Annotated in this window: 18 protein-coding genes and 1 pseudogene; 12 read left to right on the top strand and 7 right to left on the bottom strand. The window is 69.7% G+C overall.

The window, feature by feature from the left end:
• Positions 1-735: 735 nt before the first annotated feature.
• Positions 736-1764, top strand: a complete 1029-nt coding sequence (locus OG395_RS02660) for a serine hydrolase (RefSeq protein ID WP_327241419.1) — start codon at positions 736-738, stop codon at positions 1762-1764.
• A gap of 184 nt (positions 1765-1948) precedes the next feature.
• Here the strand turns inward: OG395_RS02660 and OG395_RS02655 are convergent, their stop codons facing one another.
• Positions 1949-2692: an SAM-dependent methyltransferase gene (locus OG395_RS02655; RefSeq protein ID WP_327241418.1), complete on the bottom strand. Its 744-nt coding sequence runs from the start codon at positions 2690-2692 to the stop codon at positions 1949-1951.
• A gap of 482 nt (positions 2693-3174) precedes the next feature.
• The gene (locus tag OG395_RS02650; RefSeq protein ID WP_327241417.1) at positions 3175-4230 is read right to left on the bottom strand and encodes a LacI family DNA-binding transcriptional regulator; all 1056 of its coding nucleotides are present in this window, start codon (positions 4228-4230) and stop codon (positions 3175-3177) included.
• Positions 4231-4421: 191 nt separating this feature from the next.
• On the opposite strand from OG395_RS02650, the gene OG395_RS02645 reads away from it, so the two are divergent.
• The 5 genes from OG395_RS02645 to OG395_RS02625 all read left to right on the top strand — a co-directional run bounded on the left by OG395_RS02645 (position 4422) and on the right by OG395_RS02625 (position 9255).
• Positions 4422-5324 carry an ABC transporter substrate-binding protein gene (locus tag OG395_RS02645; protein WP_327241416.1) on the top strand — a complete coding sequence of 301 codons (903 nt, stop codon included), beginning with the start codon at positions 4422-4424 and terminating at the stop codon, positions 5322-5324.
• Positions 5321-6433: an amino acid ABC transporter permease gene (locus OG395_RS02640; RefSeq protein WP_327241415.1), complete on the top strand. Its 1113-nt coding sequence runs from the start codon at positions 5321-5323 to the stop codon at positions 6431-6433. Before OG395_RS02645 ends, OG395_RS02640 begins: the two co-directional genes overlap by 4 nt.
• 1 nt (position 6434) lies before the next feature.
• Positions 6435-7178: an amino acid ABC transporter ATP-binding protein gene (locus OG395_RS02635; protein WP_327241414.1), complete on the top strand. Its 744-nt coding sequence runs from the start codon at positions 6435-6437 to the stop codon at positions 7176-7178.
• Complete coding sequence (locus OG395_RS02630; protein ID WP_327241413.1) at positions 7175-7945, top strand: type 1 glutamine amidotransferase; 771 nt, start codon at positions 7175-7177, stop codon at positions 7943-7945. Before OG395_RS02635 ends, OG395_RS02630 begins: the two co-directional genes overlap by 4 nt.
• Positions 7946-8268: 323 nt before the next feature.
• A complete protein-coding gene (locus OG395_RS02625; RefSeq protein ID WP_327241412.1) occupies positions 8269-9255 on the top strand; it encodes a winged helix-turn-helix domain-containing protein in 987 nt (328 codons plus the stop codon).
• A gap of 268 nt (positions 9256-9523) precedes the next feature.
• Here OG395_RS02625 and OG395_RS02620 read toward each other — a convergent pair.
• The 3 genes and pseudogenes from OG395_RS02620 to tnpA form a co-directional block, all read right to left on the bottom strand.
• Positions 9524-10078, bottom strand: a pseudogene (locus tag OG395_RS02620) (IS5 family transposase); the annotation flags it as partial.
• A 103-nt stretch (positions 10079-10181) separates the two neighbouring features.
• Complete coding sequence (locus OG395_RS02615; protein WP_327241411.1) at positions 10182-10535, bottom strand: hypothetical protein; 354 nt, start codon at positions 10533-10535, stop codon at positions 10182-10184.
• 760 nt (positions 10536-11295) lie between these two features.
• Entirely contained in the window at positions 11296-11712 is a 417-nt protein-coding gene (gene tnpA / locus OG395_RS02610; protein ID WP_327241410.1) for an IS200/IS605 family transposase, read from the bottom strand.
• Positions 11713-11737: 25 nt separating this feature from the next.
• On the opposite strand from tnpA, the gene OG395_RS02605 reads away from it, so the two are divergent.
• The 3 genes from OG395_RS02605 (at position 11738) to OG395_RS02595 (ending at position 14250) form a co-directional block, all read left to right on the top strand.
• Positions 11738-12961 (top strand): RNA-guided endonuclease InsQ/TnpB family protein, encoded by a 1224-nt coding sequence (locus OG395_RS02605; RefSeq protein ID WP_327241409.1) that lies wholly within the window; start codon positions 11738-11740, stop codon positions 12959-12961.
• A 34-nt stretch (positions 12962-12995) separates the two neighbouring features.
• Complete coding sequence (locus OG395_RS02600; protein WP_327241408.1) at positions 12996-13499, top strand: hypothetical protein; 504 nt, start codon at positions 12996-12998, stop codon at positions 13497-13499.
• 253 nt (positions 13500-13752) lie between these two features.
• On the top strand, positions 13753-14250 hold the full coding sequence (locus tag OG395_RS02595; RefSeq protein WP_327241407.1) for a hemerythrin domain-containing protein: 498 nt from the start codon (positions 13753-13755) through the stop codon (positions 14248-14250).
• Between the two features lie 212 nt (positions 14251-14462).
• Here the strand turns inward: OG395_RS02595 and OG395_RS02590 are convergent, their stop codons facing one another.
• Complete coding sequence (locus OG395_RS02590) at positions 14463-14813, bottom strand: MFS transporter (protein WP_327249235.1); 351 nt, start codon at positions 14811-14813, stop codon at positions 14463-14465.
• A gap of 76 nt (positions 14814-14889) precedes the next feature.
• Here OG395_RS02590 and OG395_RS02585 point away from each other — a divergent pair, with 76 nt between their 5' ends.
• Together OG395_RS02585 and OG395_RS02580 are read left to right on the top strand one after the other, a co-directional pair.
• A complete protein-coding gene (locus OG395_RS02585; protein ID WP_327241406.1) occupies positions 14890-15468 on the top strand; it encodes an IS607 family transposase in 579 nt (192 codons plus the stop codon).
• Positions 15461-17104: a transposase gene (locus tag OG395_RS02580; protein ID WP_327241405.1), complete on the top strand. Its 1644-nt coding sequence runs from the start codon at positions 15461-15463 to the stop codon at positions 17102-17104. The genes OG395_RS02585 and OG395_RS02580 overlap by 8 nt, the downstream gene beginning before the upstream one ends.
• Here the strand turns inward: OG395_RS02580 and OG395_RS02575 are convergent.
• On the bottom strand, positions 17084-18022 hold the full coding sequence (locus OG395_RS02575; protein WP_327241404.1) for an MFS transporter: 939 nt from the start codon (positions 18020-18022) through the stop codon (positions 17084-17086). The two genes, OG395_RS02580 and OG395_RS02575, sit on opposite strands and share 21 nt — an antisense overlap.
• 210 nt (positions 18023-18232) lie before the next feature.
• Between OG395_RS02575 and OG395_RS02570 the strand changes: the two genes are divergently transcribed.
• A complete protein-coding gene (locus OG395_RS02570; RefSeq protein WP_327241403.1) occupies positions 18233-18556 on the top strand; it encodes a rhodanese-like domain-containing protein in 324 nt (107 codons plus the stop codon).
• Positions 18557-18643: the final 87 nt, after the last annotated feature.

Genomic DNA, 18643 nt, shown 5'->3' with positions numbered 1-18643 from the left:
AGCGGCGCGCCCTCGCCGGCCTGCCGGGTGCGCAGCGTCGCATGCCGCTCGGCGAACCTCCGGCGAGGAGCGCATCCGGTCCTGCCCGGACGAGACGGTCCGTGCCGGCCGAACGCGCGCTCTCGACCGAGTCGCCGCAGCAGCAAAAGGGCTTCTTCCTCGGCCGTTCCCGTCATTCCCGTCCGTCGTGGGAGAGGAACCGTTCCTGGGCAGTGAGCAGGAGTGAGTCCTGGCTCACCGGCACGCCCCGAACGGTCTTGGGCGCACTGGTCCTCCGCTTTCGCATCCCGGGCGGCGACGCATATCCCGTATGCGCTCCGTCCCAGGCGGGCGGAATCCCTACGACCCGGCCATATGGGTGTGGCCGGAGGCGACGGGGAGGCCCCGAACCATCTCGCTGGTGACACGGGGGCCCCGACTGCTGACACCACACCCGGCGTCCCAGATCGCACCGAGAACGTGACCCACACCCCGCCGGGCATGCCCGCAGCTCATCGCGCCGATCACCCCATCGTGTCCATGTTCGCCAAAACGATGTGCCGGCCCAACAGTTGTGAACCCCGTCATGGTCGCTGTGAGCGGCTGGACCCGCACGAAAAGGTCATTGATGACCTCATTGAGCGCTACTTCCTCATGGTCCTTTTATGAGTGGGTGTGTGCGGAATCACGAACTGCGTCACGTAGCTGTTACGTGGGACATAGCTATTTCACGGATGGTCTTTTTATCCTCGCGCCATGTCTCGCCATTCGTTCGCTCCGCTGGTCGCCACGTTCGCCCGGCACCACTCTTCGCGCTACGCCCTGGCCGCGCTCGCGCTCGTCATGACCGGCTGGGCGGCGACGGGCGGCTTCGCCGACGCGGCCAGGGCCGACGCGGCCAGGGCCGTTTCGCGGCCGGGCCCGATGGCGGAGCCGGCGCCCGGCGTCGCCCGGGCGGCCGCGAGCCTCACGCTGCCGTCCGCGCCGGCCACGGTGGCGCACTCGCCGTCGGTGTCCGCGGCGGCCCTGCGGACCGCCGGGACCGGTGTGGCTCCCGGTGTGGCTCCTGACCAGGCGCTGGCCCGGCGGCTCGCGCCGGTCGTGGCGGCCACCCCCGCCTCGCTGTCGGTGGCGGTGCTCGATCCGGCTGACGGCCGCGCGGCACGGTACGGCGTGCGGGCGGGGACGACGTACGACACGGCGAGCATCGTGAAGGTCGACATCCTGGCGGCCCTGCTGCTCAAGGCCCAGGACCAGCACCGCGGGCTCACGGCGCAGGAGAAGGCGTCCGCCGCGTCCATGATCCGGATCAGTGACAACGCGTCCGCCGACGCGCTGTGGCGCGTGATCGGCCAGGCGCCGGGCCTGGACGCCGCCAACCGCAGGCTCGGCCTGACCGGCACGACCGGCGGCGGCGACGGGCACTGGGGGCTCACCCAGACCACCGCGACCGATCAGCTCGCCCTGCTGAGCGCCGTCTTCGGCACCGACTCCCCACTGGACCAGGCGTCCCGCGCCTACCTGCGCGGCCTCATGGGCGGCATAGCGGCAGACCAGGACTGGGGCGTTTCTGCGGCCGGCCCCGTCACCGGCCTGAAGAACGGCTGGCTGCAGCGGACCGCGACAGGCCGCTGGGACGTCAACAGCATCGGTCTGGTCCGGGTGGACGGACACGACCGCCTGGTGGCCGTGCTGTCGCGGGGCAGCGTCAGCATGGCGGACGGCGTCCAGCTGGTGGAGAAGGCGGCCAAGGCGGCCGTCCAGGCCCTGGACGGGACGGCCTGACCCCGCACCGCCACCAGGGCCCCGCACCCGCCGGCTGCCACGGCTCCCGCGGCCCAGGTCGTGTCCTGGCACGTCCCCTCGTCCTGCCCCGGGATCACCGGCCCTGCAGCGCAAGCGGCTGGGCCGGCCGCCGCGTCGCAGCGGTGTGATCTGCCGGGACGGGCCCTGAAGCACCGGGGCTGGTTCACGGGCGGTCGGACGCCCGGCGCAGGACCAGACAGACGAAGCCCCAGGTGTCCCGGTAGACGCGCAGCCATTCGGAGCGGCGGGTGGTGGCTGTCGTGAGCGCGTGCGAGCTGTCCGGATCGGCAGGGTGGTCCAGGGCCCATGAGGCCAGCGACCCCCAGCAGGCCCATTCGTAGTCGTCCAGCTCACGGCGTGTGCTGACGTGCCCGTCGACAGGAGTCCACCCGTCGGCGACGACGCGGTCGACGGTGGTCGCCAGGTCGGTGAAGTCCCCGAGCATCTCGACGGCCTCCTGGGAAGGGGCACGGTCCCAGAACCCCTCACCGATAAGGACGCGGCCGCCGGGAGCCAGGTGCTTGCGGGCCGCCGCGAGGGTGGGGAGCAGACCGCCGAAGGCATGCGTGGCCCCGACGCTGAGCACCAGGTCGAACGAGTGCGAGGAGACGAAGTCCCCGGCCTCCTGGTGATGGAGGGTCAGGCGCTCTTGGACGCCGAGGTCGCTCGCGGCCCGGCGGGCCTGTGCCAGGGCGTCCTCGGAGATGTCCACGCCCTCGGCGTGCAGGCGCGGGCGCGTGGCCAGGGCGCGCAGGAGCCACTCCCCGCCGCCGCAACCAAGGTCGAGTACACGCTCGTCGCCGCGCGGGAGCCCCCGTTCCAGCAGCCGGCGCACCGAGTCGTCGTCGAGCGGAGACTTTATCGGGTGATCAGCATGGGCGATCCTGGATATCTGTTCACGGTTCACCGGCGCAGTTTGTCAACACCGCAGGTCACGCGCACCTCGATTTCGTCCGCGGGCTGGAGCCCTTCGCGGCAACCGCCGATCCGCAGGTCTTGATGCTGATGCCCCGTACCGGCACGGACCCGTGTCCCGCCCGGGACCCCGTCCCCGACCGCGGCCACAGTACGCAGGCGCGGTGGCCGGCCTCCTCGCGGATCCGGTGGATGAGGACAAGCGCCGGCATGTGGGGGAGAGGCAAGCAGGACAAGCACGAGCCCACGCCGGCCGGGCTCCTGTCGTCGGTGCGGGCTCGCCGGCCCCGCCGGTCACGTCGCCGGGGTCGACGTGCGCAACCGCGCACGCTCGGCGTGGGTTCTCGTCAACGGACCCGTACCACAAAGGGCTTGACCTCCCTGGCTGGTGGATGCGACCCGTGACCGCCCTGTCGTAGGGGGCAGTCAGGAGCGCGACAAGGCGTAGACGACTGAGCCGACAAGCTCGGTCGTCTACGGCCGAGAAGCTGACGTACGCAGTGTGGACCTCCGGACCACGACGGTGCACGGCACCATCACATTGCGCGGTGTTTTTCCGTCCAGGACATCGATCAGCATCGTCACGGATTCGGCGCCCAGGCGGCGTGCGTCCAGGCTCAGGGCGGTCAGCGGTACATCCCAGTCCTCGGTGCCGCAGGACTGGTCGCTCTCGCGCATCACGCTGACCATCAGGTCGTCGGGGATGCGCAGGTTCAGCCTCCGGGCCGCGATCACCAGGGCCTGGCCGTATGTCTCGTTGAGGCCGTGGACCGCGTCCGGGCGGTCGGGGCCGGACAGAAGCCGTAGCGCCGCCTCCACCGGATCCTCGGCGGCAGCCGGTGTCTCGACGAGCGCCGGCCGGCCGGCCGCGGCGCACCACTCGCGGTAGAGGCGCTCGCAATCCTGGGTGTACGCGTCGGGTTCCGGGCCCGACAGGAGGCCGACCCGTCTGGCGCCGGAGTCCCGCAGGTGGTCGAGGACTTCGGCCATGCCATGTTCCAAGTCGCTCTCCACGGTGGGTACATCCTCGTATCCCGGGTCGATGGGGCGGCCGTCGGTGACCACCGGCATGCGGCGGCGCGCGCAGTCCGCGAGCAGCGGGTCCTCCCGTACCGGGTCGACGATGATGAGGCCGTCCATGGGGACGCGGGCCCACAGCCCGGAGGCCGGATCGCTCGGGACGACGACGAGGGCGTAGTCCCGCTCGACGGCGGTCATGGTGGCGCCGGCGGAGAACGCCGCATAGTACGGGCGGTAGGTGCCGGCCCACGGGCGGTCCGACATATGGCCTACGGCCAGTCCGAGGATGCCGGTGCGTCCGGAGACCAGTCCGCGGGCCACGGGGTCGGGGCGGTAGCCGAGTTCCTCGGCGGCGCGGCGGACGCGCTCGCGGGTGGCCGGGGCGATCTGGCCCTTGCCGTGCAGGGCGTGGGACACGGTGGTGATGGACAGGCCGGTGGCCTGCGCCACGTCGCGGATACCGATCCGCCGGCCGACCTCCCCGGCCCGTGTCGATTTCCGGCTGGTCATGCTTTGGTCGCCCCTCCGTGTCATCCACCGAGCTCCAACGCGCGGCGGCCTCAAGAGTGCCAGAGAACGGTCTGTCCGCACCCTCGAACCCCAAAACGTTTTTCTTTCGCTGACCTCGAGGTCTTGACGTACAAAAACGTTTTGGGCAATGTGGCGCCACTGCTTCCCGGCACCTCTCCTCTAGGAGCTCCATGCGCAGCGTCCGTACGTTTGCCTTGCCCGCACTCACCGCCGCGTTGCTCGCGGCCCTCACGTCCTGCGGCGGTTCCGCGGTCGGCAGCGATGACTCCACCACCCACACCACCGATGCCAAGGGGTCCCGCGCCTACGGCACGTGCAAGGTGACCGGCACCCGCGGCTCGATTCACCTCAAGACCGTCGAGAAGGGCACGCTCACCGTGGTCGGTGACCTTCCCAGCCCCGGCTGGTGGAACGGCGACACCGTGCGTCAGATCGACAGCGGATACGAGTACTGCATGGCCGCGAATCTCGCCTACCGGGCCGGCCTGTCCAAGCTCACCGTGCGCAATGTGTCCTTCGACGCGCTCGTCGCGGGCAAGGCCCAGGACTTCGACATGGCGCTCGCGGAGATCTCCATCACCGAAGCCCGCCGCAAGGTGGTGGACTTCTCATCGCCGTACTTCTCCTCCGACATCGGCGTGCTGGTCAAGTCCGGGTCCAAGGTGACCAAGGACAACATCGGGGGCCTGCGGCTCGGCGTGAAGCAGGGCACTACGGGCGCCGACTTCGTCCGCGACCGCCTCCACCCGAAGAGCCGGCCGAAGGTGTTCGCGGGCGATGTCGAATTGCAGGCCGCGCTCCAGGCAGGCCAGATCGACGCCGCGCTCACCGATGTCGCCATCGTGCTCGGCAAGGCCCAGGAGTCCAAGGGCAAGCTCAAGGTGATCGGACAGTACGACACCGGCGAGTCCTACGGAGCGCTGTACCCCAAGGGCGGCAAGAACTCCGCCGCCCTCGATGGGGCCATCGACGCGATGAAGACGGACGGCACGCTCGACAAACTCTCCTCCACCTACCTGGCCGAGGCCTTCGGCGGGGACCCGGCGGCGATCGCGATGTGGAGCGCCAAATGACCGTTTCCTGCGACCTGTTGACTGTGTTGAAGGCCGAGCGGACCGAGCCGCCGAAGGCCACCGGGCCCCGGCCGGCGCTGCCGCTCGCGGCCGCCGCAGTGGCGGCCGTCCTGGTCACCGTGACACTGACCGCCGCCACTGCCCAGTCCGTGAGCAAGGCCCTGCCCGGCTTTGGCCTGCCGGTCGCCGGCGGTGCGGTCGTCGTGGCCGTCGCCGTGCTCACCCTGCTGAGGCCCGCGCTGCGGGCTGTGCGCTCGGGCCGCGCGGCCGCCGCGGCCTGGTCCCAGGACCGGCGGGCCGACGCCCGGCGGGCCGCGTCCGAGGGCCGTGAGGACGCCCGGACCGTACTGGGCTGGTGTCTGGCCGCGCTCGTCCTGCTCGGCGCGGTCTGGTTCCTGTTCGCCAATGACCGTGCCGTGCAGCGCACTTTCCTCGACGGCGAAGTGATCGGGATCAGCCTGCGGGAGACCGCCTCCGCGTTCGGCACCAACCTCTTCATCGCCGGCGCCGCGCAGATCCTGATCCTCCTCTGGGGACTGGCGCTCGCTCTCGCCCGGATGGCACCGGGGCGTACCGGCCGCCCGCTGCGACTGCTCGCCACGGCGTACATCGACGGTTTCCGCGCCGTACCGGCGATCATCGTCATCTATCTGATCGGCTTCGGACTGCCGCTCGCCGAAGTGCCGGTACTCAGCTCGCTCAGCCCGGTGTGGTTCGCGATCCTCGCGCTCACCCTCACCTACGGCGCGTACGTCGCCGAAGTGTTCCGGGCCGGCATCGAGTCCATCGCACCCGGCCAGAGCGCGGCGGCCCGTTCACTCGGCCTCTCGCACAGTGCCACGCTGCGCCATGTGGTGCTGCCGCAGGCCACCCGCCGCGTCGTACCACCGCTGCTCAACGACTTCATCAGCCTGCAGAAGGACACCGCACTGGTGAACGTCATCGGCACCATCGACGCCTTCAACCAGTCGAAGATCTTCGCGTCCAACCACTTCAACCTGTCCTCGGTGACCGTGGTCGCGGCGCTCTTCATCCTCATCACGATCCCGCAGGCCCGGTTGGTGGACCGGCTGGTGGCACGTGAGCAGCGCCGCGCCAAGGGAGCCTGACATGGCCTTCATCGAGATCGACGGGGTGCACAAGAGCTACGGGCAGACCCCCGTGCTCCGCGGCATCGACCTGACCGTGGCCCAGCACCAGGTGGTGACCCTGATCGGCGCCTCCGGCAGCGGCAAGTCCACCCTGCTGCGCTGCATCAACGGCCTGGAGGAGATCAGCGGGGGTGAGATCCGGGTCGGCGGTGATGTCGCCTCCGGCCGCGGCACCGATGTGGACCGGCTGCGACGCGATGTCGGCATGGTCTTCCAGCACTTCAACCTGTTCCCGCACATGAGCGTGGTGCGCAATGTCGCCCTCGCGCCGATGCAGGTGCGCGGGATACCGCGCGCCGAGGCCGAGGAGCAGGCGCGCGCCCTGCTCGCGCGCGTCGGCCTGGCCGACAAGGCCGACAGCATGCCCGACCGGCTCTCCGGCGGTCAGCAGCAGCGGGTGGCCATCGTACGCGCCCTGGCCACCGGCCCCCGCGCACTGCTCCTCGACGAGATCACCTCGGCCCTCGACCCCGAACTCGTCGCCGAAGTACTGGCCATCGTCCGCGAACTGGCCGAGGGCGGCATGACCATGCTGCTGGCCACCCATGAGATGGGCTTCGCCCGGGAGGTGTCGAACAAGGTGTGCTTTCTTCATCAGGGCGTACTGCTGGAGGAAGGGCCGCCCGAGCAGATCTTCGGCGACCCCCAGCAGGAGCGCACCCGCGCCTTCCTGCGCCGCATCGTCGAGGCGGGGCGGCTGTGAGCGGCGCGCGGGTGCTCGTCGTGGAGCACGAGGACGGCACGGGCCCGGCCCAGTTCGGTGAACGCCTCGCCGAACAGGGCCTGGTGATCGACCTCTGCCGCCCCTGGGCCGGCGACACACTGCCCCGAACCCTGGACGCATACGACGGGCTGCTGGTCCTCGGCGGATCCATGGGCCCCCACGACGAGGAGCAGGCACCTTGGCTGCCGCAGGTGCGCAAACTGCTGCGGCAGGCCGTAACCCGGGACCTTCCCACACTGGGGATCTGCCTGGGCATGGAACTGCTGACAGTGGCCTGCGGGGGCGAGGTCCGGCACGCCGCCCTGCCCGAAGTCGGACTCAACGACCTGATACCCCATCAAGCAGCCTTCACCGACCCACTGTTCGCGCCACTCCTTGACCAGGACAGCTGGTTGCGCGCAGTGCAGTGGCACTGGGAGGAGACGGCCACCCTGCCCGAGGGCGCCGTTCCGCTGCTCACCAGCGAGCGCTGCACCCACCAGGCGTACCGGATCGGCACGGCCGTGTGGGGTGTCCAGTTCCACCCCGAGGTGCTGGCCGACGACATACGCACCTGGGGCGCGGCAGACGTCGCTCCGCTGCACGCCCTGGGCCTTGAACCGGGCGGAGTCGTTGCCGAGGCGGGGCACGAGGAGAAGCGGCTGCGCACGCTCTGGGGGGCTTTCGCCGAGCAGTGGGGGTGCATGGTTGCCGACGGTCCGGGCCCGTCCGCCCGACAGCGCATTCCAGTGGAGCGGCGGCCATGAGGGCCCGATGCCGGTCGGACCGGTCGGGCTGCGGGCGTGGCCGGTCCAACCGGTCCTCCCCGCCGGGCAACACTGGTTAGGAACGGTGTCGGAGACGACGTAGGTGCGAGGCAGCGGGCGGGCGACGGCCCGCTCGGGAGTACCGCCGAAGACGGCCGCGAGGACGGCAGCGAGGAGACAGAGGAATCGTGAGGTGGCGCGCATCGTTGGGACCTCCAGGAGTTCGTGGACCGGCGTGCCGCACGGGAGCCTGGCCGATACGTGATCCGGCCACGCCTTTCGGCCCTCGCGCAAAGGCGTGGCCGGGCCGATAATCAGGCGGCGTGATCCGCTTACACTTCACCGACGCCGACCTGCGCCGGGTCACGGTGGCCCAGGCTCCCGACGCCCTGCTGGAAACGGCGCTCAGCGTGCGACGTCTGCGGGGCGGGACGGCCACCGGGGGCCCCACGCGCCCCGCCCTCAGCCAGTGGCACAAAGCGATGCAGGAGACCCGCCCCCGGCCCGGTGTCCTGCTCGACCTGGTTCCCCGCAACGGATTTCTGCCGGACTTCCTTCAACAGCCGACGGCCCGGGACTTCGCCACCGCACTCGACCTCGTCACCGCAACTTCCGCCGAACAACTGGCCCTGGACCTGGGCCTGGCGGACACACCCGGGTGGAACGGTTCCCTGGAGCAGCCGAGCCGGTGGGCGCGAGAGCTCGCGAACGGCTTACCGGCGGCACGGCGGGCCCTGCAGCGCGACCTCCAGGCGTACTTCACCTCAACGGTCGCCCCGCTGTGGCCACGGGTGAGGGCCGACGCCATGGCCGACCGGGCGGTGCGCGCCGAGATGCTGCTACGCGGCGGGGTCGACGCCCTGCTCACCACGCTCAGCCCCACATGGAGCTGGCAGGCGCCCGTACTGACCCTCCCGTCGACGTCCCGGCACGACATCCCACTGTGCGGCCGCGGACTGCTGCTCGTACCGTCCTGGTTCGCGGTGAGCGCCCTGGTGATGTACCGGCCGGAGAAGCCGACGGTCCTGGTCCATCCGATGCTTCTCGCCGAGGAGCCGGCCTTCTCGTTCGACGTGCTGGGACCACTGCTGGGCCGGACAAGGGCAGCTGTGCTCGCCGTTCTACGCGTCCCGGCCACCACGACCGAGCTCGCCGAGCGTGTCGGGATCTCCCTGGCAACGGCCAGCCAGCACGCCACCGTTCTGCGGAACGCCGGACTGGTGGACACCGCCCGGACGGGCCCGTCCGTCCTGCACAGCCTGACCCCGCTCGGACTGGCACTGCTGGCGGGTGAGGAAGCGTCGTTCTGAGGCCCGCCCCGGCTCAGAAACGGTGACGCAAGCAGGCGTCACCCGTCGGCCCCCACTTCTCACCAGCAGACACCGGCAACAGCGTGAGGAGTCCGGCGCGGCAGACCCCTGCGAGGCGACCTGCGCCGTGGCTCAGCAGTTTGCCTCCGGGATCAGCGTTCCCCATCGCCCGCCCAGGTCACCGCCGTTGCATGCTCACAGCTGCTGCTGCGGGCCCCTCGCCATGCCCGAGGTGTCACACCCGGCGTGCCACACCTGTCCACACGAGGCGGCGGTACTTGTTGTGGTCGTAGCCGCGGTCGCCCAGCACCGCGTCGGGGCGGCGCGTGGGCCGGCCGCGTTTGCCCCGCACCGGTGGCACTGCTTCGAGCAGGGGGATGAGCTGGGCGACGTCGTTGCGGTTGCCGCAGGTCAGGGTGGCGGCGAGCGGGATGCCGGTGGCGTCGGTGATCAGAGGGTGCTTGCTGCCGGTCCTGCCCCGGTCAACAGGGCTCCGTCCCGTCGTGGAGCCCCTTTTGACGCCCGGACATGGGAGCCGCCGACCGCCGCCCCGGAGAACTCCAGGGCGTTCGCGCCCCGCAGCTTCGCCAGGAGCACCTCGTGCAGACGGGGCCACACACCGGCCTCGCTCCACTCGGCCGGGCGGCGCCAGCACGTCATGCCCGAGCCGGAACCGAGTTCCTGCGGCAGGTGTTCCAGGCGATCCCGGGATGCAGCACGAACAGGATGCCCTGGAAGACCAGCCGGTCCGTATACCGCCTGCGCCCGGGATGCCGGGTCCGGCGCTCGCCTTCGGCAGCAGCGGCTCGATCACCGCCCACAACTCGTCATCGACTTCTCACGGCTTCGGCCCGACCCACCCCCCACCCCTGGATCGTCAGTCCCGGAGTGATCCCATCACCCCGAAGATCATTTCGCTGGGAGTTCTAAAAGCCCGCGAGTTTCAGGACGACCGCGATGTACAGAGAGAGGGACGTCACCAGCACAAGGAAACTGAGCGCGGTGTGCACGGTCCGATGCCAGGCAACCCCGAAGCCGAGATGAGCCCGTGCGGCCGGGCTGACGCGCGGCCCGCCTTCCAGGCCGCCGCGTGCCCCTTCCAACGCACGCACAAGGGCTCGCCGGCTCCTGGCTGAGGTGAGGCCGACGCGTACACCGTCCCGGTCACGCACCACGACCGTGCGGGAAGCGCTGCCGTAGCTGAAACCGGTGAGCAGCCGGACGTCCTTGATACGCGTGAGGTCCACGGATCGCTGCCCGGTCAGCGTGCGGACGGTCACGCGTGACATCGAGCAACGGATCAACCGGGTTTCCTGGCACAGCTCCGCAAGCAGGACGAAACCCGCGAGCCCACCGGTTAGCGCACAGACGACGGACGCACCGGCAGGCACCAGGTCCGCGAGCGCCAACAACCACGCTCCAAAAGGCGACAGGATGAGAACCACCGCCACGGCCGCACCGAGCCGAGCCCGTGACCGTGCCACAGCAGACGTTCTCCCGGTGGACCTGCTCTGCTCCATGACCACGGCGGTCACCACTTCCCTCATCGATCGAACGGGGGCGGGGCGAAGTTCACCTCGGCCGCGGCAACGCGCGGACATTCCGGCCGAGGAAACAGATGCGACAGAGGTTCGCATGTGTATGGGGCAATCGACCACTTTGGTGAGGCAATATCGCTGGAGTCGGGCCGCACGGACGTGGTAGGGCCAGCCATCGGCGACCAGCGCCATGTCGTACCAGCGGCCCAGCGCCCGCCGCCCCCTATGGCGTTGCCGGGAAGCGCAGCTGCTGGGCGCGGCACGCCATCCGGGACCCTGACGGTTCGAGGCCGGGGCCGTCGCATCTGACGGCCCCCGTTCCGGGTGATCAGCAGCTGGTGGCGGTCACGGCGTCGATGCAGGGTGCGTTGCTGCTGCCCGGCAGGTCCGGGGGTGCCGGACCCGCCGGGCAGCGGGATCGCGCTGCTACCGGGATTGATCGCAGTGCATCGGGCTTCAACCCGGTGGTGAAGCGATTCTGAGAAGTGCTGTGACCCGCAGGTCATAGCGGACGATTCTGCTGCTCGATGTACTGACGGACTATTGACAGCGGAGCTCCGCCGGCTGATCCGGCGAAGTAGGAGCCGGACCACAGGCGCTGTGCCCGCCAGTAGTGCCGGACCAGTTCGGGGTACTCCTGACGGAGCCTGCGGGAGGAGACGCCCTTGAGGGAGTTGACCAGTTTGGACAGGGCAACCTTGGGCGGGAAGTTCACGAGCAGGTGCACATGGTTGTTCTCGCCGTTGAAGTCGGCCAGCTCGCATTCGAAGTCCGTACACACCGCGCGCATGATCTCCTCCATCCGCTTGAGGTGTGCGTCGGTGAAGACCTTGTGCCGGTACTTCGTCACGAAGACCAAGTGCGCGTGGAGGGCGAAAGTGCAGAGACGACCAGTCCTGATGTTCTGCATGTCAGCCATAACCCAAGTATGTATGGTGATTGACATGCAGCTTCGGTACAGCTTCCGCCTGTATCCGAACGGTCCTCAGCGCGCCGCGCTGGCCCAGGCGTTCGGGTGCGCCCGCGTCGTGTTCAACGACGCGTTGCGCGCCCGCAAGGATGCCCACGAACAGGGCAGGTCGTATCCAAAGATCGGGGACCTGTCCAAGCAGGTCATCACCGAGGCGAAGAGGACCCCCGAGCGGGCATGGCTCGCCGAAGTATCCGCCGTGGTGCTGCAACAGTCCCTCCGGGACCTGGACACCGCGTACTCGAACTTCTTCGCGTCGATGCACGGCACCCGCAAGGGGCCGAAGATCGCCGAACCGCGTTTCAAGTCCCGCAAGGACAACCGGCACTCGATCCGTTTCACCGCGAACGCCCGGTGGAAGATCGCCCCCGGCGGGGACCTGTCGTTGCCGAAGATCGGTGATGTGCGGGTGAAGTGGTCCCGCGCTCTGCCTTCGGTCCCGTCCACGGTGACCGTGGTCAAGGACGCGGCCGGCAGGTACTTCGCGTCCTTCGTCGTCGAGACCGCTCCCCGGACGCTGCCCGGCGTGGAACCGGTCGTCGGCATCGACCTCGGTCTTGGACACTTCGCGGTCCTCTCCGACGGCACGAAGATCTCCGCCCCGCGCTTCCTGCGCCGGGCGGAGAGGAAACTCAAGCGGGAACAGCGACGCCTGTCCCGTAAGACCAAGGGCAGCAACAACCGGGACAAGGCCCGTATCAAGGTTGCCCGCGCTCACTCACAGGTGGCCGACGCGCGGCGCGAGTTTCACCACCAGCTCTCCACACGGATCATTCGCGAGAACCAAGCGGTGGCAGTGGAAGACCTGGCGGTCAGAGGACTCGCGCGCACACGCATGGCCAAGTCGGTGCACGACGCCGGATGGTCCGCCTTCGTCGCGATGCTGGAGTACAAGGCCGCGCTGCACGGGCGGCAGTTCTTCCGAATCGGACGCTTCGAGCCCACCTCTCAGGTCTGTTCGGCCTGCGGCGTCAAGGACGGCCCCAAGCCCCTGCACATCCGCGTATGGACCTGCGCGGCCTGCGAGACTGTCCTCGACCGGGACATCAACGCGGCGGTCAACGTCGCCAAGGCCGCCAGACTGGCGGTGTCAGCCTGTGGAGCGCAGGTAAGACCGGTACTCGTACCGGCACAGCGCGGTGAAGCAGGAACCCACCGAGACGGTCAGACGACCGTGGTAGGAACCCCCGCCCATTAGGGCAGGGAGCGGAAGTCAATACGACCGGTACACCGTGTTCCGCTCCGCCGCCCCGGAGCTGCGCAACCTGTTCGAGGGTGTCGCGGACACGGGTCCGGACGCGGACACGGGCCCGGCGGCCGACGCCGGCCGGGGTCCCGCGCCGCGCCCCTTCCGCGCCGGGGACATCACGGCGCGGCTCGCGGCCTGGAACACCGAGGACGTCGACGCTCTCGTCGGCGGCGCCGGACACGGCCGCCTGACCGCACCCGGCCTCGCCGCGCCCCTCAGGACCGCCGACGGCAAGGCGGCCTATCTCCGCCGGCTCTTCGACCACGCCGACGTCCGGCTGAAGCCGGGCCAGGTCGCGTTCGGTCGCACGCACACCTTCGTGGAGTGGCACGGCACCGTCACCAGTACGAAGGGCACGAACGTCCCCTTCGGGATCGTGGAGCGCTTCGGTCCGGCGGGCGAGTGGGAGCTGTACTTCGACACTCTGCCCCTGATCGCCAACCAGGCCCAGATCGAAGCCATGTTCCAGCGTCTGGCCCAGTCCTGACAGCGACGCGGCCCGTCGCGGGCCCTTGGCCCCTGGGGCGGGCGAGCTTGCCGGCCGCCCCAGGGGCCAAGGGTTCCCTGGGGGCCCATGGCCCGGACCGGATCGCCGGCTTCTCCCCGATCCAGGCGTCCCAGGTCCTTCACGCGGCTGGTGCACATGTTCAGCGCCCCGCTGCAGTAGCGTTCCACCCCGGCATCGTCTGCCGCCGCCGCGAGCCGTGACGCCTGGGCCCGCGTCCGCTGCGTCCTGGGTGGTGGCGCATCGGCTCCTGAGCAAGGGCGGTTTCCGGGTGTGTCACTACTGCGGCTGCCGCGAGATCTCCTTGATCAAGGACCTCATCGTCGAGCACGAGACGGCGACCGACCTCGCGGGGAGCGCGGTCCGGGCGCCGGCACGAGGCGAGACCGCCGCGGCCCAGGGTCTGCTGCGCGGCATGGCCGAAGTGCTTCGGGCGCACTGGCGCGGCGAGGAGAACGGCCTGTTCGCGGTGATGCGGCAGGACGCCGAGTACGCGGCGTACATCGCGAACCTCGAACGCGAACACCGTGAACTGGACCAGTTGCTGGCCGCGGCCGACCTCGGTGATCCGGACGACCGCCGGAGGTTTCTCGACGCCGTGGACGAGCTGTACCGGCACATCGCCAAGGAGGAGGACGGGCTCTTCCCCGCCGCGCTCACCGCGTTGACCGGAGACGACTGGAACCGGGCGGTGGCCGCCTGGCGCGAGGCGCACCCGGAGGCAGGGGAGTAGCTCGTCGACGCCGATGGCGCGGTCTGCCATGTCTGTGCAGGCTCCCGCCGTCGGATGGTTCGACCCGCGCGGAGCGGAGGATCTGGCGCAGGGCCGTCGAGACCGCCGGGGCCGAGGTGCGGCGGGCCGCGTCTCAGCGAAAAGAGGCAGCCCGGGGGCAGATCGGCGTCAGGAGCTGTTTCTGAGCCCTGCATTCGACGGGCCTGCTGGTGTCAGTGGCCTGGGCGGCCGGTGATCCAGCGGGCGGCGAGTACCCCGGACACCGCGGTGAGGCCGGCGGCGGTGAGGACGGTGGCGTTCAGGCCGAGCGTGTCGGCGAGGAGGCCCGCGACGAGGGCTCCGGCCGCGTAGCCGATGTCGCGCCAGAAGCGGTAGGTGCCCAGCGCGTTGGCGCGCCAGGTGGGGTGGGCGTGGTCGGAGACGGAGGCGATGAGCGCCGGGTAGACCATCGCGGTGCCAAGGCCCAGGGCCACGGCGGAGAGGATGCCGGCGAGAAGGGGGCGGTCGAGGATCGCCAACGCGAGGAGGAGACCTGCGGCCTGGACGAGCATGCCGGTGACGATGAGGGGTCAGGAACTGCTCTCGACTAAGTGTCCATGAGTGTCCTTCAGGTGTCAGGAGTGTCGTATGATCTGGTGTATGAACCTGACGGAATGGGCACGCGCACAGGGGGTCGCCCCGCGTACTGCGTACCGCTGGTTCCGTGAGGGCACGCTGCCGGTCCCTGCGGAGCGAGTGGGGCCGCGCACGATCCTGGTGAACATCGACGCGAACACCTCACCGTCCGTGACCGGTGGCGTGGGCCTGTACGCCCGCGTCTCCTTCCATGACCAGAAGGCCGATCTGGAGCGGCAGACCGCACGCTTGTCGGCATGGGCCGCGAAGGCCGGGCATAAGGTCGTGCGCGTCGAATCCGAGATCGCTTCGGGCATGAACGGCGCCCGCGCCAAGGCCCGTCGCCTGCTGGCCGACCCGGCGGTGACCACGGTAGTGGTGGAGCGCAAAGACCGGTTGGGCCGTATGAACGTCGAACTCGTTGAGGCCGCTCTGGCTGCAACCGGCCGTCGACTCGTTGTGCTGGATGACGGCGAGGTCGAAGACGACCTGGTGCGCGACATGGTGGAGGTTCTGACCTCGTTCTGTGCTCGCCTGTACGGCCGCCGCGGTGCGAAGAACCGTGCCAGGAAGGCACTGGAAGCGGCGGCTGCCGATGGCTGACAAGAAGAAGCAGCTCCGTACCATCGACTTGCCGTTCGTTGCTGTCGGCCCGTCCGGTGTGGCGTTACGCGACCGCCTCAAGCACCTCACACCAAAGGACGAGAAGGTGTTGCGTCTGGTCGGCGAGCACCAGGGCCGCCTGGCCTCCCTCGACCTCAAGGCCCGTTGCGAAGCCGGGCACAAGCACGACAACGACGCGTGGGCGTCCCGCAAGCGTGACCTGACCGAGCAGTCGTCGTCGCGTATCGCGGGTGCGATCACGAAGGCTACGCATGACCAGTACGGCCTGGCCCGACGCTGCCTGCTCGCCCATGTCCACAACCTTGAGGCCGGTATCCGCACGCTGCGACACCGCCTGTCCCTCCCGATCGGGGAGAAAGGCAGCAAGCGGGGGCCGGGCGGGTACCGGTCCAAGGGCGAGTGGTTCCACAAGTCCCGCCGCCTGGCCACCCTGGAACACCGCCTCGACGTGGCCCGCGACGACTGGAAGACCGGACATGTCCGTGTCGTTCGCGGCGGCCGGCGGCTGCTCAAGAACCGGCACAACCTTCAGGCCGCGCAGCTCACCGAGCGCGAGTGGCGTCAGCGTTGGGAGGCTGGGCGCTGGTTCCTCGCCGCGGACGGCGAGTCCGGAAAACGCTTCGGGAACGAGACGATCCGCGTCACTCCTGACGGCGAAGTGTCGATCAAGATGCCCGCCCCGCTCGCCCACCTGGCCAACAGTAAGCATGGCCGGTACGTTCTTGCCTCCAAGGTCGCGTTCGCGCACCGTGGGGACGAGTGGCGCGACCGCACCGAGGCCAACCGTGCCGTCGCCTACCGCATCCACTACCACGTTGAGCGGGGCCGCTGGTATCTCACCGCTTCGTGGACCAGGCCCGCCGTGCAGACGATGCCGCCGGCCACCGCCCGCGCCAAGGGCATGGTCGGCGTCGACACGAACGCCGACCACTTCGCCGCCTACCGGCTCGACCGGCACGGCAACCCGGTCGGCGACCCGCGCCGCTTCCACTACGACCTGTCCGGCACCGCCGACCACCGCGACGCCCAGATCCGGCACGCCCTCACCCGCCTCCTGCACTGGACCAAGCAGACCGGCGCGCAGGCGATCGGCATCGAAAACCTGGACTTCGCCGCCGAGAAGACCCGCGAGAAGCACGGCCGCAAGAAGCGGTTCCGGCAACTCATCTGCGGTATGCCTACCGGCAAGCTCAAGGCCCGCATCGTCTCCATGGCCGCCGAACACGGCATCGCGATCGTCGCCGTCGACCCGGCATACACCTCGATGTGGGGCGACCAGCACTGGCGCAAGCCCCTGATCAGCAAGACTCGCAGCATGACTCGCCATGACGCCGCCTCGGTGGCCATTGGCAGGCGCGCCCTCGGGCACCCGATCCGGCGACGGACGGCACCGCCCCAGCATCACCAGAGTGATGGTGCTGGGCATCGGACCCTCCAGGCCGATCATGGTGACCGAGGGCGTGAGGAAACCCGCCGCCCCGTCGCGGAGCGTGCACACGATGCGCGTCGCCGGACAGGGACAACGAGAACGCGGGGGACCAGCGCATCCAAAACCGTTCGGGATGCGCGCAGTTCCGGGACGTGGGTACAAGGCTCACTCCTGGACACTGTTTAGGAACGGTTTGCGGCCGATCCGGTCGGCGAGTTGGCCCGCGGGGATCTGGCCGATGCCCCACAGGAGCGGGTAGAGGCCCTTGATCAGGCCGATGGCGGCGATACCGAGGCCGTGGTCGGCGAAGAGCAGAGGGAAGACACCCCAGGTCAGACCGTCGTTGAGGTTGTTGACCAGACCCGCCTGGCTCGCGCCGCGCAGGGAACGGTCCCGCCACGAGGTGCGCGCGAACGTGGTCGCGAACGACGCCTTTCGTTCCTCCCCGGTCGGGGCGGGGTGCTGGGCGAGTTCGAGGGCGACATGGGCGGCGGTGTCCCGGGCCAGGAGCGACAGGCCGAACCCGGCGACGACGAAGATGACGCCGATCAGCTCGGGCGCCGGCCGCAGGCCGTGCGCGGTGGCCAGGTAGCCGGTGAACAGGGCCATTGCGCCGACGGCTGCGTAGCCGGCAGCCTCGTTCAGGCCGGTGGCCAGGCCCCGGCGGGCCGGCCCCACGAGGTCGATCTTCATGTTCACGGTCATCGACCAGGTCAGGCCCTGATTGGCGCCCAGCAGGACGTTCGCGGCCACGATCCACCACCAGGACGGACCCCAGGCGAGGACGAACGGCACCGGTATGCCGATCAGCCAGCCGGCCAGCAGGAGCTGTCGGCGGCGGAAACGGGCGGTGAGCGCTCCGGCTGCAAGGTTGGTCAGGGCTTTGGTGAGGCCGAAGGCGATGATGAAGGAGAAGACGGCCAGGTTGCTCGTGAGGCCGAAGACCTCGGCGCCGATGAGCGGGACGGTGGTGCGCTCCAGGCCGACGAGCGCGCCGACGCAGACGGTGACGGCGACGAGCAGGGTGAACTGCGCCCAATTCTCCCGAAGCCCCAGCCGCACCGGCCTGTGCACGGGTGCGACCGCAGCGGTCCGGTGGCCCATGGCATCCCTCCTGCTCATCGGCCGCGAATCTGCGGGCCGGAGCGCATCTGTGTGACTATCCGCAGGCCAACATACCCCCACGGGTATTAATGAGCCGCGGTTTCCGACGTGATCCAGGATACCCAGGGGGGTATTTGACTTGGTGTCGCCGACCTGTCTACGGTCGGAGGTGTCGATACCCATGGGGGTATTTGGAAGCGAGGGGTCTCCATGCGTGAAGTGGATCTGGATGTCTTCGCGGCAAAACTCGCGAACGGCGCGTTCGTGATCGACGTCCGGGAGCCCGACGAGTACCGGGCCGGTCATGTGCCGGGTGCACGGCTGGCGCCGCTGTCCACGCTCGGTGCGGTTGCGGACGATCTGCCCAGCGACCGGCCGGTGTACGTGATGTGCGCGAGCGGCAACCGCAGCGGCCGGGCCGCCGAACACCTTCAGGCCATCGGCGTGGACGCCGTATCGGTCGCGGGCGGTACCGCCGCACGGGCCCGGGCCGGCTGCCCGGTCGCCCGCGGCGCGGCGGCTGAAGCCGCCTGAAGCCCCAGCTGCCCCAGGGTGCTGACCTGCGACTTCGGTCATCTTCCCCGTACCCGGCCGGGTACGCCATCGTCAAACGAAGGGTTT

The organism is Streptomyces sp. NBC_01320 (assembly GCF_035974375.1).
GTDB classification, from domain to species: Bacteria; Actinomycetota; Actinomycetes; order Streptomycetales; family Streptomycetaceae; genus Streptomyces; species Streptomyces yanii.
Note: the sequence above shows the minus strand (reverse complement) of the source record. Positions and strands in the feature narration are given on the sequence as shown.